The sequence below is a fragment of the Pseudomonas sp. M1 genome, from assembly GCF_022760135.1.
In the GTDB taxonomy this organism is placed as follows: Bacteria; Pseudomonadota; Gammaproteobacteria; order Pseudomonadales; family Pseudomonadaceae; genus Pseudomonas; species Pseudomonas citronellolis.
Genome location: NZ_CP094343.1, coordinates 4,829,030 through 4,844,955, shown reverse-complemented (window position 1 = coordinate 4,844,955; position 15,926 = coordinate 4,829,030). Strand labels below are relative to the sequence as shown.

Below are 15,926 nucleotides of genomic sequence, written 5' to 3'. Positions count from 1 at the left end.
CTGCCTGGATTAATGCCCAGCATCTGCTGAACTTCATCGGAAGACGGTGGCCCGGCGCCACTCCCGGGGCGATTCGCAGCTCGAGAAAGCCCTTGCTTCACCCAATGACAAGCCAAGCGGAGCATTGACCATGGCGTTCTTCACCGCGGCCAGCAAAGCCGATTTCCAGCAGCAACTGCAATCGGCCCTGGCGCAGCACGTCGGCGAAAAGGTGCTGCCACAAGTAGCCCTGTTCGCCGAACAGTTCTTCAGCCTCATCTCCCTCGACGAATTGACCCAGCGCCGCCTGTCCGACCTGGTCGGCTGCACCCTGTCCTCCTGGCGCCTGCTGGAGCGCTTCGACCCGGCCGAGCCGGAAGTGCGCGTGTACAACCCCGACTACGAGAAGCACGGCTGGCAGTCCACGCACACCGCCGTGCAGGTGCTGCACCCGGACCAGCCGTTCCTGGTCGACTCGGTGCGCATGGAGCTGAACCGCCGCGGCTACAGCATCCACACCCTGCAGACCACCGTGGTCAGCGTGCGCCGCAACGCCAAGGGCGAGCTGCTGGAAGTGCTGCCGAAGAACAGCCAGGGCAAGGACGTGCGCCATGAGTCGCTGATGTACCTGGAGATCGACCGCGCCTCCCACGTCGGCGAGCTGCGCACCCTGGAGAAGACCCTGCTGGAAGTGCTGGGCGAGGTGCGCCTGGCGGTGGCCGACTTCCCGGCCATGCGCGCCAAGGCTGAGGAACTGCTGGCCTGGCTCGGCAAGTCCAAGGCCAAGGCCCGCGCCGAGGAGACCGCCGAGGTGCGCGCCTTCCTCGAATGGCTGCTGGACAACCACTTCACCTTCCTCGGCTACGAAGAGTTCACCGTGGTCGATGAGGCCGACGGCGGCCGGGTGAACTACGACGAGAAATCCTTCCTCGGCGTGACCAAGCTGCTGCGCACCGGCCTGAGCAAGGAAGAGCTGCACATCGAAGACTACGCGGTGGCCTACCTGCGCGAGCCGCTGCTGCTGTCCTTCGCCAAGGCCTCGCACCCCAGCCGCGTGCACCGCCCGGCCTACCCGGACTACGTGTCCATCCGCGAGATCGACGCCAAGGGCAAGGTGCTGCGCGAATTCCGCTTCATGGGCCTGTTCACCTCCTCGGTGTACAACGAGAGCGTCAGCCAGATCCCGTCGATCCGCGGCAAGGTCGCCGAGGTCGAGCGCCGCTCCGGCTTCGACGCCAACGGCCACCTGGGCAAGGAACTGGCCCAGGTGCTGGAAGTGCTGCCGCGCGACGACCTGTTCCAGACGCCGGTGGACGAGCTGTTCGCCACCGCCATGGCCATCGTGCAGATCCAGGAGCGCAACAAGATCCGCCTGTTCCTGCGCAAGGACCCGTACGGCCGCTTCGCCTACTGCCTGGCCTACGTGCCGCGCGACATCTATTCCACCGAGACGCGGATCAAGATCGAGCAGGTCTTGCGCGAGCGCCTGAAGGCCAGCGACTGCGAGTTCTGGACCTTCTTCTCCGAATCGACCCTGGCCCGCGTGCAGTTCATCCTGCGGGTGGACCCGAAGACGCGCATCGACATCGACACCAAGCGGCTCGAGGAAGAGGCCATCCAGGCCTGCCGTTCCTGGCAGGACGACTACGCCGCGCTGGTGGTGGAGAACTTCGGCGAAGGGCAGGGCACCAATATCCTCGAGGACTTCCCCAAGGGCTTCCCGGCCGGCTACCGCGAGCGCTTCGCCCCGCACTTCGCGGTGGTCGACCTGCAGCACCTGCTCAGCCTGTCCGACGCCCGCCCGCTGGTGATGAGCTTCTACCAGCCGCTGGCGCAGAGCGAACAGCAGCTGCACTGCAAGCTGTACCACGCCGACGCGCCGCTGGCGCTGTCCGACGTGCTGCCGATCCTGGAGAACCTCGGCCTGCGCGTGCTCGGCGAGTTCCCCTACCGCCTGCGCCACGCCAACGGCCGCGAGTACTGGATCCACGACTTCGCCTTCACCTACGCCGAAGGCCTGGACGTGGACATCCAGCAGCTCAACGAAATCCTCCAGGACGCCTTCATCCACATCGTCAACGGCGACGCCGAGAACGACGCCTTCAACCGCCTGGTGCTGACCGCCAGCCTGCCGTGGCGCGACGTCGCCCTGCTGCGCGCCTACGCCCGCTACCTCAAGCAGATCCGCCTGGGCTTCGACCTGGGCTACATCGCCAGCGCGCTGAACGCCCACGTGGACATCGCCCGCGAACTGGTGCGGCTGTTCAAGACGCGCTTCTACCTGGCCCGCAAGCTCACCGCCGAGGACCTGGAAGACAAGCAGCAGAAGCTCGAACAGGCGATCCTCAGCGCCCTGGACGACGTCCAGGTGCTTAACGAGGACCGCATCCTGCGGCGCTACCTGGACCTGATCAAGGCCACCCTGCGCACCAACTTCTACCAGCCCGACGCCGCCGGCCAGAACAAGAGCTACTTCAGCTTCAAGTTCAACCCCAAGGCGATCCCCGAACTGCCCAAGCCGGTGCCCAAGTACGAAATCTTCGTCTACTGCCCGCGGGTGGAAGGCGTGCACCTGCGCGGCGGCAAGGTCGCCCGCGGCGGCCTGCGCTGGTCCGACCGCGAGGAGGACTACCGCACCGAAGTGCTCGGCCTGGTCAAGGCCCAGCAGGTGAAGAACGCGGTGATCGTCCCGGTGGGCGCCAAGGGTGGCTTCATCCCGCGGCGCCTGCCGGTGGGCGGCAGCCGTGACGAGATCCAGGCCGAGGCCATCGCCTGCTACCGCATCTTCATCTCCGGCCTGCTGGACATCACCGACAACCTCAAGGAAGGCGAGGTAGTGCCGCCGGCGAACGTGGTGCGCCACGACGAGGACGACCCCTACCTGGTGGTGGCCGCCGACAAGGGCACCGCGACCTTCTCCGACATCGCCAACGGCATCGCCGCCGAGTACGGCTTCTGGCTGGGCGACGCCTTCGCCTCCGGCGGCTCGGCCGGCTACGACCACAAGGGCATGGGCATCACCGCCCGCGGCGCCTGGGTCTCGGTGCAGCGGCACTTCCGCGAGCGCGGCATCGACGTGCAGAAGGACAGCGTCACCGTCATCGGCATCGGCGACATGGCCGGCGACGTGTTCGGCAACGGCCTGCTGATGTCCGACAAGCTGCAGCTGGTGGCCGCCTTCAACCACCTGCACATCTTCCTCGACCCCAACCCGGACCCGGCGGTGAGCTTCGCCGAGCGCCAGCGCCTGTTCAACCTGCCGCGCTCGGCCTGGTCGGACTACGACGCCTCGCTGATCTCCGCCGGCGGCGGCGTGTTCCCGCGCAGCGCCAAGAGCATCACCCTGAGCCCCGAGGTGCGCGCGCGCTTCGACATCCAGGCCGAGCGCCTGACCCCCACCGAGCTGATCAATGCCCTGCTCAAGGCGCCGGTCGACCTGCTGTGGAACGGCGGCATCGGCACCTACGTCAAGTCCAGCAAGGAAAGCCACGCCGACGTCGGCGACAAGGCCAACGACGCCCTGCGCGTGGACGGCCGCGAGCTGCGCGTGAAGGTGGTGGGCGAGGGCGGCAACCTGGGCGTGACCCAACTGGGCCGCGTCGAGTTCGGCCTCAATGGCGGCGCCTGCAACACCGACTTCATCGACAACGCCGGTGGCGTGGACTGCTCCGACCACGAGGTCAACATCAAGATCCTGCTCAACGAGGTGGTGGCCGCCGGCGACATGACCGGCAAGCAGCGCAACGTGCTGCTCGCCGAGATGACCGAGCAGGTCGGCGACCTGGTGCTGGGCAACAACTACAAGCAGACCCAGGCGCTGAGCCTGGCCGAACGCCGCGCCCGCGAGCGCATCGCCGAGTACAAGCGGCTGATGAGCGACCTGGAGGCGCGCGGCAAGCTCGACCGCGCCCTGGAGTTCCTGCCCAACGACGAGGCCCTGGCCGAACGCATCGCCGCCGGCCAGGGGCTGACCCGCGCCGAGCTGTCGGTGCTGATCTCCTACAGCAAGATCGACCTCAAGGAATCGCTGCTCAAGTCGCTGGTGCCGGACGACGACTACCTCACCCGCGACATGGAAACGGCCTTCCCGCAGACCCTGGTGGCCAAGTTCGGCACGGCCATGCGCCGGCACCGGCTGAAGCGCGAGATCGTCAGCACGCAGATCGCCAACGACCTGGTCAACCACATGGGCATCACCTTCGTGCAGCGCCTGAAGGAGTCCACCGGCATGACCCCGGCCAACGTCGCCGGCGCCTACGTGATCGTCCGCGACGTGTTCCACCTGCCGCACTGGTTCCGCCAGATCGAGCAGCTCGACTACCAGGTGCCGGCGGAAGTCCAGCTGACCCTGATGGACGAACTGATGCGCCTGGGCCGCCGCGCCACCCGCTGGTTCCTGCGTAGCCGCCGCAACGAGCAGGACGCCGCCCGCGACGTGGCCCACTTCGGCCCGCGCATCGCGGCCCTGGGGCTGAAGCTCAACGAACTGCTCGAAGGCCCGACCCGCGAGCTGTGGCAGGCGCGCTACCAGGCCTACGTCGACGCCGGCGTGCCGGAACTGCTGGCGCGCATGGTCGCTGGCACCAGCCACCTCTATACCCTGCTGCCGATCATCGAGGCGGCGGACGTCACCGGCCGCGACCCGGCCGAAGTGGCGCGCGCCTACTTCGCCATCGGCAGCGAGCTGGAGCTGACCTGGTACCTGCAGCAGATCAGTAACCTGCCGGTGGAGAACAACTGGCAGGCGCTGGCCCGCGAAGCCTTCCGCGACGACCTCGACTGGCAGCAACGGGCGATCACCGTCTCGGTGCTGCAGATGCAGGACGGCCCGCAGGACATGGGCGAGCGTGTGGCGCTGTGGATCGACCAGCACCACGAAATGGCCGAGCGCTGGCGCGCCATGCTGGTGGAGCTGCGCGCCTCCACCAGCACCGACTACGCCATGTACGCGGTGGCCAACCGCGAGCTGCTGGACCTGGCGCAGAGCAGCCAGCACGGCGCGAGCGTCGCTGCCTGACGCCCGCCGGCTGAGTCCGTCGCTGTTCCCGAGCCCCGCCTTGTGCGGGGCTTTTTTTGCCCGGACGTTCCGCCTGCGTCGAAACGCTTTTCGTAGGATGGGTTGAGCCTTGGCGAAACCCATGCGGCCATGGCGATGGGTATCGCTTCGCTCAACGCCATCCTACGACGGCCCCATCCACACCATTCCCCTGTAGGAGCGCGCCCTGCGCGCGAATCGCGGGCAGGGCCCCGCGGCGCGACCTATGGAGAAGGAGAACCACCGTCGTAGGACCTTGTCCGCGATAGCCGGGTATATCGGCGCGGTTCGCGGACACGCCACGCCCACCTCCGAATCCACCTGTAGGAGCGCGCCCTGCGCGCGAAATCGCGGGCAGGGCCCGCTCCTACGGGGGCGGGTGGGGCTTATCGGCCGGTTCCGCCGAAGATTTCCCTTGGCTCGGTTTCGCCATCGCCGCCCAGGCTCATGAGCCTGGCCAGCTCCTTGGGCCGAAAAGGCGCCTGGAGCACGCCCAGCAACGGGATGCGTTGCGCTCTCGCCCAGCGGAACAGCGCCTGGCGCTCCTGCGAGTTGGCGTCTGCCACCGCGATGATCGAGCCTATGGCCTCATACCAGGCCAGTAGCTCCAGCGAGCGGGTATGGAGGCTCTTGCCGAGGTCGTCGACGAGCAGCAGTTCGAATCGTTCGCCTCGCTCCAGAAGCTCCACCAGCTCTTCCACCGAGCCACTGAGGACGACGCTGTAATGCCCCAGTTCGTTGAGGGCGCTCCAGTAGTTCAGCAGCGAGCCGGGGTGTATTCCGAGCACCGCGATCTTTCCTTTGCACCCCTGGGCTCCCGGTAAATGGGAAGTACCGTAGTGCGGGAAGGCGTGGGGCAACACGGGAGGCTTCCCGATTTCCTCCGGGGATCGTCTGGAATGGGGCTCGGCGGGGGAGGGCGAGGTACGACCAAGAAAAGTCTCCTACCATGGTGAGAAAAATCAGGAAAATTCCTGGCAAGCGGCTTGATGTCTTCGTGATGCCTTGCCTGCAAACTTTCTTGCGAAATAGCAGGAAATGCGCTGCGGAAAACGAGAAATTTCGGTCGTGCCCAGGCTGGCTCATACGACGTCACATGGCGTCGCAGGCCGCATGGCTCGCGCTTCTTGCATTCCTCCCACCCAGGTTGCCCGAGACTCATGAGCAAGACTGTACTGATCGTCGATGACCATCCCCTGATCTGCCAGGCCATACGCCAGGCGCTGGCCTCCGTCGGTTTCGAGACGCTGGGCGAGACGGCCGACGGCGTGGACGCGCTGCGGATGATCGAAACCCTGAAGCCGGACATCGTGATCCTCGACATCGGCCTGGAGAAGCTGGATGGGCTGACGGTGCTCAAGCGCATCACCCGGGAGCGCCTCGACACCCGCGTGCTGGTGTACAGCTCGCAGACGAAGGAGACCTACGCCACGCGCTGCCTGCAGGCGGGCGCCAGCGGGTTCGTCAGCAAGAGCGAGCCGATCGGCAAGCTGATGAAGGCGATCGAGACCATCGCCGAAGGCTACGTATTCTTCCCCAGGGACGCGATGCCGCTGCCCGGCGGCGGCGACGGCGCGGTGGGCGACCTGGAGGACCTGACCGACCGCGAGTTGCAGGTATTCAAGCTGCTGGCGGAGGGATTCTCCAACCGGGAGATCGCCGACAAGCTCAGCCTGAGCAACAAGACCGTCAGCGGCCACAAGGTCAACATCCTGACCAAGCTCAGCGTCACCTCGATCGTGGAGCTGGCCGATATCGCCCGCCAGCACAACCTCATCTGACCGGCCGTCGGTGAAGCCGTTGCCGATCCTTCTGCGCTGCCTCGTATGGCTATCGCTCGTGCTCTGCGGCGTCACGGGCGGGGCCTGGGCGCAGGACCTCACGCCCATCGCGCGGCAGTCGCTGGATGAGCTGAAGGTGCGGCTCACCGAGCAGGAGCGCGGCTGGCTCGCGCAGAGGAAGACGCTGGTGGTCGGCGTGCTCCACGACCCCTTGCCGCCGCTGCGCATCTTCGTCGAGCGGCAGGGACTGGAAGGGATCATGGCCGACTACCTGGTGGCCCTGCAGCGCGAGCTGGGCGTGCCGATCCGGGTGCGCCCGTTTCACAGCCGCGACGCGATGTACGACGCGCTGCAGGCCGGGAGCATCGACCTGGTCAGCAACGTCACCCCGCTGATGGCGCAGCACCGTGGGCTGGTGCTGACGCCGCCCTACGCGCTGACCGAACTGGCGCTGTTCGCCGAGGGCGGCGACCTGCGCGAATACAGCACCACCGATGGCAAGACGCGCATCGCCGTGGCCAACGACGTCATGCTGGACATGTACCGCGCCGCCGGCGGACGCGGCATCATCCAGCGCTATCCCTCGGCGCTGGTGGCCATGGCCGCGGTGCTCACCGGCGATGCCGACGTCTTCCTGGGCGACACGCTGTCCACCCACTACCTGTCCAGCCAGCTGTTCAGCAACCAGTTGGCGATCAACCAGAGCGCGCAACTGCCCGAACTGGCGGTGGGCTTTGCCCTGGAGCCGGGGAATACGCTGCTGCAGGGTATCTTCCAGCGTGCCCTCGGCGGCCTCACGCGCTGCCAGACCGTCAACGCGCAGTACCTCTGGGGCGACCTCGAGGGTTGCGAACTCAACGATTTCCGCAGCCGCCTGAGCGAGTCGGAGCGGGCCTGGCTGGAGCGCGCCGACACCGTGCAACTGGCCGTCAGCGAGGACCTGGCGCCCTACGCCTTCTTCAACAGCCGCGGGCGTTTCAACGGCATCGCCTCGGATGTGCTGGACATCATCCGGCGCAAGACCGGCATGCGCTTCAAGATCGTCCGCGTCAGCTCGCTGAGCGAGGCCGACGCCTTGCTGGACCGTGGCGAAGCGAGCCTAAGCATCCTGCCGGAAATCACCCCGCGCCAGCCGCCGTACCTGCATACCCAGCCCTTCGCCACCGCGCCCTACCTGTTCGTGATGCGCCAGGATGCCGGCCAGGGCGCGCTGGATGCCGGCAGCCGGGCGACGGTGGCCATCGCCAGGGGCTACCTGCTGCCGGAAATGCTTGCCAGCCACTATCCGCACCTGGCGTTCAAGCAGACCGAGACCATGGGCGAGGCCTTCAAGCTGGTGCGCGACGGCAGCGCCGACATCGTGCTGGCGCCGGCCAACGTGGCGCGCTACTACCTGTCCTACAAATACGAGACCAGCCTGAAGATCGGCGGCATCTTCGACGGCCCCGGGGCGCAGATCGTGTTCGCCGCGCCCAATGGGCAGCCACAGCTGATCTCGATCCTCGACAAGGCGATGCTGGAAATCACGCCCCGCCAGTACCTGCAGATCGTCGGCCGCTGGCGCGCCAACTCGGCCACCGACGACAAGTACTGGGAAGGCGTGGCCTCGTACATCCAGCGCTCCTTCGAGGTGCTCGGCGTGCTGCTGCTGGTGGCGGCTCTGCTGATCCTCGTCCAGCGCGGGCGCATCCGCCGCAAGCGCCGCGACCTGGAGCAACGCCAGTTACTGCTGGACGAACTGCGGCGGGCCAAGGAGTCGGCGGAAAAGGCCAGCCGCGCCAAGTCGGTGTTCCTCGCCACCATGAGCCATGAAATCCGCACACCGCTCAACGCCATCATCGGCATGCTGGAGCTGGTGCTGACGCGCAGGGACGACGCCGAACTGAATGCGCAGTCGGTGCACATCGCCTACGAGTCGGCCATCGGTCTGCTGGCGTTGATCGGCGACATCCTGGACATCTCGCGCATCGAGTCGGGCAAGCTGGCGCTGGTGCCGGAGCCTGCGCGGATGAAGGACCTGCTGGAGTCGGTGGGCAACGTGTTCTCGGCCCTGGCGCGGCAGAAACAGCTGCGCCTGAGCCTGGACATCGACCCGCTGGCCGCCGAACTGGTGTGGGTCGACGGGTTGAAGGTCAAGCAGATCCTTTCCAACCTGGTGAGCAACGCCATCAAGTTCACCGAACGAGGCGGCGTCGACGTCCGTTGCACGGTAGCGCCGGCTGGGGCGGCGCTGCGCTTCGTGATCGAGGTCGTCGATAGCGGTGCGGGGATTCCCGCGGCGCAGCTGGACCAGGTGTTCAAGCCGTTCTTCGTGGCCGATGGCGCGGTGAACGACCCCAACGCCGGCGCCGGCCTCGGCCTGGCGATCAGCCAGTCGCTGTGCCTGCTGATGGGCGGCACCCTGGACGTGCGCAGCGAAGTGGGCGTCGGTACGAGGATGACCTTCAGCGTCAGCCTGGACCGGGTGATCGCCGAGCCTGCCCAGCCCAGGGCCACCGAAGGCGAAGAGGCGGGGCAGGGCGCCGAGGGGCCGCTGACGGTGCTGATCGTCGAGGACCACCTGCCCAGCCAGTACCTGCTGTACCAGCAGGTCAGCTACCTCGGCCACCGGGCGCTGACCGCCAGCAACGGCCTGGAAGGGCTGGCCGCGTGGCGCGAGCATGAAGTCGACATCGTCATCACCGACTGCAACATGCCGGAGATGGACGGCCACGAGATGACCCGCGCCATCCGCCGCCTGGAAGAGGGGCAGGGGATGCGTCCCTGCCTGGTCATCGGCCTCACCGCCGACGCCCAGCGCGAGGAACTGGAGCGTTGCCGCGCCTCGGGCATGGACCATGCGCTGGCCAAGCCGATCAACCTGGCCGGGCTCAACCGCCTGATTCCCAAGTTCGGCGCAGGCCAGCCGCAACCCGCGGGCATGCCGTCGCGCATGGACGGCATCCGTGCGGCCATGGCCGAACAGGTGGTGCGCAGCAACGAAAGCGAGCGCGCGGCCATGGGCCACGCGCTGGATGGCGGCGACCTGCCGGCCATCAGGCGCATCGCCCACAAGCTCAAGGGCACTGCCTACCTGCTGAACCATCAGAAGCTGCTGGAACAGTGCGTGGAGGTCGAGGACCTGTGCGCCGCCAACGTGCTGTCCGACGACCTGCGCGAGGCGATAACCGCGCTGCTGGAAACCCTGGGCGAGATCGATCGCGCGTTGCGCACGAGCTGAATCCCGCGGGCGGGAAAAGTCTCGTTCCGACTCGGGAAGAGCCCCGGTCGAACCCCCGATGCGTCTGTGAGGGTGCGGAAGACCGCTCGCATAAGCTTTCCGGGTGATTCGAAGCGAGGTTCCAGCCGTCATGCCCCAGCACTCACTGAGCGCCCTGCTGCTGAGCAGCGAAACCAGCCGCCGCGCCTACGCCTCGCAATTGCGCCGGGAATGCCCCAACGCGCTCATCCTCAGCGCCAGGGACTGCCAGCACGCCCGGGCATTGCTGCAGCAGTTCGGCCCGGTCGACGTCGCCCTGTGCGAGGCGCAGCCGAATCCGGAGCGACTGGCCTTCCTCCAGCAGGCGCGGCGCGGGCGCAAGTTCCGCTCGCTGCTGCTGCTCGCCGGCAACCCGGCCATCGAGCGTGGCATGCGCCACTGGGCGCAACTGCGGGGGATTCCGCTGATCGATCGGCTGGCCGACTATTCGCCGGCGCTGGGCATGCTGGATGCCGATGTCGTTGCCGAACCGCCCAGCGCCGAGGACCTGCGCCTGGGGCTCTGGCATCGGGAGTTCCAGGCCTACGTGCAGCCGAAGTTCGACCTGCGCAGCGGCGCGGTGCGGGCGGTGGAAGTCCTGGCGCGCTGGCAGCATCCTTTCCGTGGCCTGCTCGCGCCGGCCAGCTTCATCCCCCTGATGAGCCGCGAGGGGTTGCTCGACGATCTGCTGTTCGACCTGCTGGAACAGGGCCTGGCCTGCCAGCTCGAGCTGCATCGCCAGGGCCACGACCTGGCGTTCGCCTTCAACCTCAGCCTGGGCCAGGCGAGCGACGCCGCGCTGATCCAGCGCCTGGTCGAGCGCCTGCGGCAGCATCCCCTGCCGCTGTCGCAACTGACCTTCGAGATCACCGAAGACGGCCCGGCCAGCGCTGGTGCGACCTGCGTGGAAAACCTCATCCAGCTCAGCCTGCTGGGCGTGCGGCTGTCCATCGACGACTTCGGCACCCAGCATTCCTCGCTGCTGCGCCTGTGCCAGTTGCCCTTCGACGAGATCAAGCTGGCCGCCGAGTTCACCCGGCAGATCGCCGACAGCGAGCACTACCGCAGCGTGGCCCGTCACGTGCTGGCGCTGGCCGGCGAGCTGGGCATGCAACTGGTGGTGGAGGGCATCGAGACCGAGGCGCAGCGTCATTGCCTGGTGGAAATGGGCGTGCGCACCGGCCAGGGTTACCTGCGCGCCGAACCCTTGAGGGCGGATCTTCTGGAAAGCTGGCTGAAGTTGCAGGGCGCGGGCTTCGCCGCCTGAGATCGATGAACAGGCGCAGGGACGTGGCCCTGCGCAGGAGGATCAGTCGTATTCGAGAATGTAGTTGAGCACGGCATTGGCCATGCCTGGAGTGACTGGATCCGCGCCCTTGCGCACGTATTGCGCTTTGACCGGCAGGCGGTAGCGCTCGCCCGTGGCTTCGGTCCTGATCCAGCTCATGTTCAGCGCGCTGGCCTTGGCGAAGGGCAGCTTCAGGCCCCAGTCGGTGGTCAGCGCGATCTCCACGCCCTTGGCGCCGCCCGGCGTCAGGTTGAGACGGCCGGGGCCGTCCGAGTTGCCGTCGAAATAGACCTTGACCGGCAACTGCGAGCCCGCCGGCACGCCCGTGCAGAGTACGTCGATGTCGAAGTCGCGGGAGGCCTCCTGCTGGCCCAGCCTGTCCGCCGTTACCCGCCCTAAGGGAATGCTGAGAAATTTGCTGCCCACGCAGCTGGAAAAGGAGCCGCGGCTGGCCAGTTGCGACGTGAGGGGGGTCCTGATCTCCAGGATATACTCGTCGTTTACGTAGAGCCCCAGCGAGGGGTAGGTCAGGTAGATGTTATCGCCGGTCGCTACCTTCTGCCCGGTACGGATGAGCTCGATGTCGATCGTGGGCGGGATCGGGACGTGCGCCCCGCGATAGTTCCCATATTCCCCGCTTGTCATCCTGTAGGGGTGCAGAAAATACCGAACGCCCAGCCCGGGCACGTTGGTCGTGTACACATCCGAGTAGCCTGGCGCCAGAGAGGCATTCGTTGGCGTGAAGCGCCAATAGACGTAGTCCACTAAGGAGGAGCAATAGGGCCAACTTGTACCAAGCCCCTGTCCCAGGTTGTCCTGATAGACAAACAGGATGACGGTGGCCATCGGCTGACCGATTGGTACATTGTCCAGGTCTATTAGGCTAGGCGGCAACTCGGTCTTGGTTTGGCGGAACTGGGGGTCTCGGGGCCAGCCACACATGGGAAGGGCGTGGGCTGTGCCGATGCTTGCGGCGGCCAGGGCTGTCAGGAGGAGCGCAAGAATGGACATCTTCATGGGGGCATCTTCTTTCGTTGGACGGATGGGCAAGGCAACCCAGGGGAGGGGGCTCGGTTTGGATTCCTTGCTGCCTGAGTAGGCGGAAGAGGCGCAGGACATGGCCCGGCGCAGGCGTTTCAGTTGTATTCGAGAATGTAATTGAGCACGGCGTTGGCCTTGCCTCCCCCGACCGGCTCCTTTCCCTTGCGTACGTATTGCGCCCTGATCGGCAGGCGGAAGAGCTCGCCCTTGGGTTCGCTGCGGATCCACTTCATGCCCAACGCGTCAGCCTTGGTGAAAGGCAGCTTCACGCCAGGGTTGTCGGTGGTCAGCGCAATCTCCACGCCCTTGGCGCCGCCCGGCGTCAGGTTCAGGCGGCCAGGGCCATCCGAGCTGCCTTCGAAATAGACCTTGACCGGTAGCTTCGAGCCGGCAGGCAAGCCACTGCACAATACGTCGAGGTTGAAGTTCTGGGCCGCCTCCTGCTGGCCCAGCTCGCTGGCCATAACCCGCCCCATGGGGAGATCGAGCATCTTGACGCCCGTGCAGCCGGAAAAGTAGCCATTGTTGATCAGGTTGATCTGGCCGACGAGCCCAACTTCCGCGGCAGTCCAGCCGTTCACCACGAACTTCACCCAGTGGTTCAGCTGGAGGTTGCCTCCCGCCACCTCACGAGCGGTACGGACCAACACGAGCCTGGCCGTCCTCGAGAGAGAGACTGTTGAAGTCGGTGAGTTCTCGTATTCACCGCTCCCAGACAGCCCCCGCTCCCAAGCGATATGAATACCCACTCCGGGCAAGTTGGTCTTATGCACATTATCGTAGAGTCCTACGTTGGTCCCTTTCCCGTCGTCCGAATATTGCCAGCGGACACGAGGAACGCTCATGGCACATTTGACTTTCTCTATATCGCCGATGAGGGGCGTGATAGATACATCGATAACCGCCATCGACTTGCCGATAGCTGCCTCATACAGACGCGTTGAGGCGGGCAGCCTAGCGTTCTCGATACGAGTCTGCTGGTCATTCATGTTGGGGTACCAGTAACAGAGGTCGGCGGCGTGGGCTGTATCGATGCCTGCCGCGCCCAGGATGATCAAGGGAAGGAGAGCGAGTTTCTTCACGGATTTGTTCCGTCGCTGGATGGAACGCCGCAGACGAGTTGCACCTGGTCGTAGGTCAGGGATGCGTCCCTGCTCGGCAGTTCGTAGGGCGCCGAGCAACTGCCATCGGCCCAACTGACGGTCAGCCGGCCCTGGTCCTCGAGGCCGAACACCAGGGCGCGGGACTGGTTGTCGACCACCGCCAGCAGCTTGCCGCTGGCGTCGGACACCTGGGCGCCGAAGGGTAATTTGCTACCGTCGGCCAGGCTCAGGTCGAGTTGTACGCGGCGGCCGGAGGCGGCGGCGAAACGTGCCTTCACCACCGCGCCACGGCGTGGCACCACGCGTTGCGAGGTCTCGTCGACGTCCACGTCGACGCCCAGAGTCTGGGTGTCGAGGTCCAGGTAGTTGTAGCGGTAGGGCTGCACGTAGCCTTCCACGGTGTAGCCGGCGCCATCCGTGCGCGCGGTCGAGCCGCCGATGCCCACGCCTTTCACCCCGGGCACTTCCACCAGCGCGAAGGTCTCGCCCACGGGCTGGCTGAAGGTCACGCCACCGCTATGGGCCACCATGGAGCCGGAGGCGGTGAGGTCCAGGTGGCGCGAGTCGTCGGACTTCGAATAGTTGCCGGCGAGCTTGGCCGAGGGCGCGTCCCAGGCCAGGCCGACGCTGCCCGAGTGCTCGCTGCCGTACCGCCCGGTCTGGGCCGAGTAGGACAGGGTGTTGGCGTCGTCGAGGTAGCCGGAAACGCCGGCCTGCAGGCTGTCGTCGCCGCGGCTGCTACTCGTGTAGCTGCTGTAGAGGCGTTGCGAGCGCGTTGAGCCGAAGGGAATGCTCACCGAGAAGGACAACTGATTGTCCGTGTCGGCCCAGCCGCCCGCACTCCGGGTATGCGAGGCGGAAATGCTGTAGCTGACCTCGCCGAGGTTGCCGCTGTAGCCCAGTTGCAGGCGCCGCGTGTTGCCGCTGCGGTCCCAGTAGTTGGTTTCGCCGGCGCTGAGGAAGAGCGAACCGTAGCCGCCCAGCGTCTGGTTGATGTTGAGATCGAGGCGGTTTTTCGGGCGGCCCCTGGCGAAGCTCTGGTGGTCGACCTCGCCCATTTCCTGGATGTGTTCGCTCAGGGTGCGGTAGCCCACTGTCGAATAGCGGTAGCCGACCATGGTGAAGGTGGTGTTGGTGCTGTTGAGCGTCTTGGAGTAGAGGAAACGCGCGCTCTGGCCACTGGTGGCCTTGCCGCGGTCGGGCCGCGAGCGGCTGTTGGTCACGTCCAGCGAGGTCCCGCCCAGGGGGGTGTTGAGCCCCAGGCCGAAGTTGAATGCCGTGTAGCCGTCGGCGCCGAGCATGCCGCCGTAGGTGGTCAGGTTGTCGGTCGCGCCGTAGACCGCCGTGCCCTGCATCAGTTGCGGCGATTCCGAGCCGTCGTTGTCGTACTTGCCCAGCGACAGGCTGTACTGGAAGGTGCCGCGGCGGACCATCACCGGCAGGTAGGAATAGGCCTGGGTGAATTTGCGCTTGCGCCCGTCGGATTCGATGACGGTGATTTCCAGGTCGCCGTTGGAGCCGCCGGGGTAGATGTCGCGGATCTCGAAGGCGCCCGGGGACACGCTGGTGGAATAGATCACGTAGCCGTTCTGGCGCACTTCCACGGTCGCGTGGCTTTCGGCGATGCCACGCACCACCGGCGCATAGCCGGCCTCGTTGTCGGGCAGCATGCCGACGTCCGAGCCGAGCTGGACGCCGCGGAAGCGGCTGCTGTCGAAGATGTCGCCACTGGTGTACAGCTGGCCGATGGCGAAGCGGCCCTTGAGGGCGGTGACGTCGTGCTCCAGGTAGGTGCGATTGCTGGAGAAGTTGCGTGATACGCCGGTGCTCTGGCTGATCGACGACTCGTTGCGCAGGTGCCACTGGCCGAGGTTGAAGCCGTTGCGCAGCCCCAGGTAGCCATAGTCGCTGCGCCTGCCGTCGCCGCTGTTGCGGTTGAAGTTCAACTGGTAGTTGCTGAAGAACGCGGCCACGCCGTCGTCCCACAGCGACGGGTCGACGTAGCCGCGCGAGTGGCGCTTGATATAGGCCTGGGGCACGCTGAGATACAGCGCCAGTTTCGAGACGTCCATTTCGACGGACGCCCCCTCGATGCGCAGCAGGGCGACCGGTTCGGCGTCGCCGCTATCAATGGGAACGATGCCTTCCTTCTTCAGGCGCTCCACGTCCACACCGATCTCGCGCAGCAGGCCGAGACTCAGGACCGGTTGCGCATCGTCTTTTTCGGCCTTCTCGTCGGTCTTGAAGGCGATGTCCTGGCGGCGCTCCAGACGCTGGTTCAGATAGAGGTCGACGCTGTAGGTCCCCGGCAGCATGCCGTTGCTTTTCTCGAAGAAACGCAGATCGACCTGGGCACCCTTGTCCTTGAGGAACATTGGGTTGAATTGCGTGGCGGATACCGAAGTCGCACCCAGCAGGCTGACGGCGGCCAAGTAAGGGAATCCTTTGTTGAAACGCATCC

At 66.1% G+C, this 15,926-nt stretch carries 8 protein-coding genes; 4 read left to right on the top strand and 4 right to left on the bottom strand.

The window, feature by feature from the left end; translation table 11 throughout:
* The first annotated feature begins 130 nt into the window (after window positions 1-130).
* The gene (locus tag PM1_RS21215; protein ID WP_009621259.1) at window positions 131-4,996 is read left to right on the top strand and encodes an NAD-glutamate dehydrogenase; all 4,866 of its coding nucleotides are present in this window, start codon (window positions 131-133) and stop codon (window positions 4,994-4,996) included.
* A gap of 404 nt (window positions 4,997-5,400) precedes the next feature.
* Here the strand turns inward: PM1_RS21215 and PM1_RS21210 are convergent, their stop codons facing one another.
* The gene (locus tag PM1_RS21210; protein WP_009621261.1) at window positions 5,401-5,802 is read right to left on the bottom strand and encodes a hypothetical protein; all 402 of its coding nucleotides are present in this window, start codon (window positions 5,800-5,802) and stop codon (window positions 5,401-5,403) included.
* 372 nt (window positions 5,803-6,174) lie between these two features.
* Here PM1_RS21210 and PM1_RS21205 point away from each other — a divergent pair, with 372 nt between their 5' ends.
* The 3 genes from PM1_RS21205 to PM1_RS21195 all read left to right on the top strand — a co-directional run bounded on the left by PM1_RS21205 (window position 6,175) and on the right by PM1_RS21195 (window position 11,300).
* On the top strand, window positions 6,175-6,795 hold the full coding sequence (locus PM1_RS21205) for a response regulator transcription factor (RefSeq protein WP_009621263.1): 621 nt from the start codon (window positions 6,175-6,177) through the stop codon (window positions 6,793-6,795).
* A gap of 58 nt (window positions 6,796-6,853) precedes the next feature.
* Window positions 6,854-10,015, top strand: a complete 3,162-nt coding sequence (locus PM1_RS21200) for an ATP-binding protein (RefSeq protein WP_024128776.1) — start codon at window positions 6,854-6,856, stop codon at window positions 10,013-10,015.
* A gap of 130 nt (window positions 10,016-10,145) precedes the next feature.
* The gene (locus PM1_RS21195) at window positions 10,146-11,300 is read left to right on the top strand and encodes an EAL domain-containing protein (protein WP_009621265.1); all 1,155 of its coding nucleotides are present in this window, start codon (window positions 10,146-10,148) and stop codon (window positions 11,298-11,300) included.
* A gap of 42 nt (window positions 11,301-11,342) precedes the next feature.
* On the opposite strand, the gene PM1_RS21190 is transcribed toward PM1_RS21195, so the two are convergent.
* The 3 genes from PM1_RS21190 to PM1_RS21180 all read right to left on the bottom strand — a co-directional run bounded on the left by PM1_RS21190 (window position 11,343) and on the right by PM1_RS21180 (window position 15,924).
* Complete coding sequence (locus PM1_RS21190) at window positions 11,343-12,338, bottom strand: fimbrial protein (protein WP_009621266.1); 996 nt, start codon at window positions 12,336-12,338, stop codon at window positions 11,343-11,345.
* Window positions 12,339-12,457: 119 nt separating this feature from the next.
* Complete coding sequence (locus PM1_RS21185; protein WP_009621267.1) at window positions 12,458-13,444, bottom strand: fimbrial protein; 987 nt, start codon at window positions 13,442-13,444, stop codon at window positions 12,458-12,460.
* Window positions 13,441-15,924, bottom strand: a complete 2,484-nt coding sequence (locus PM1_RS21180; protein ID WP_009621268.1) for a fimbria/pilus outer membrane usher protein — start codon at window positions 15,922-15,924, stop codon at window positions 13,441-13,443. The genes PM1_RS21185 and PM1_RS21180 overlap by 4 nt, the downstream gene beginning before the upstream one ends.
* Window positions 15,925-15,926: the final 2 nt, after the last annotated feature.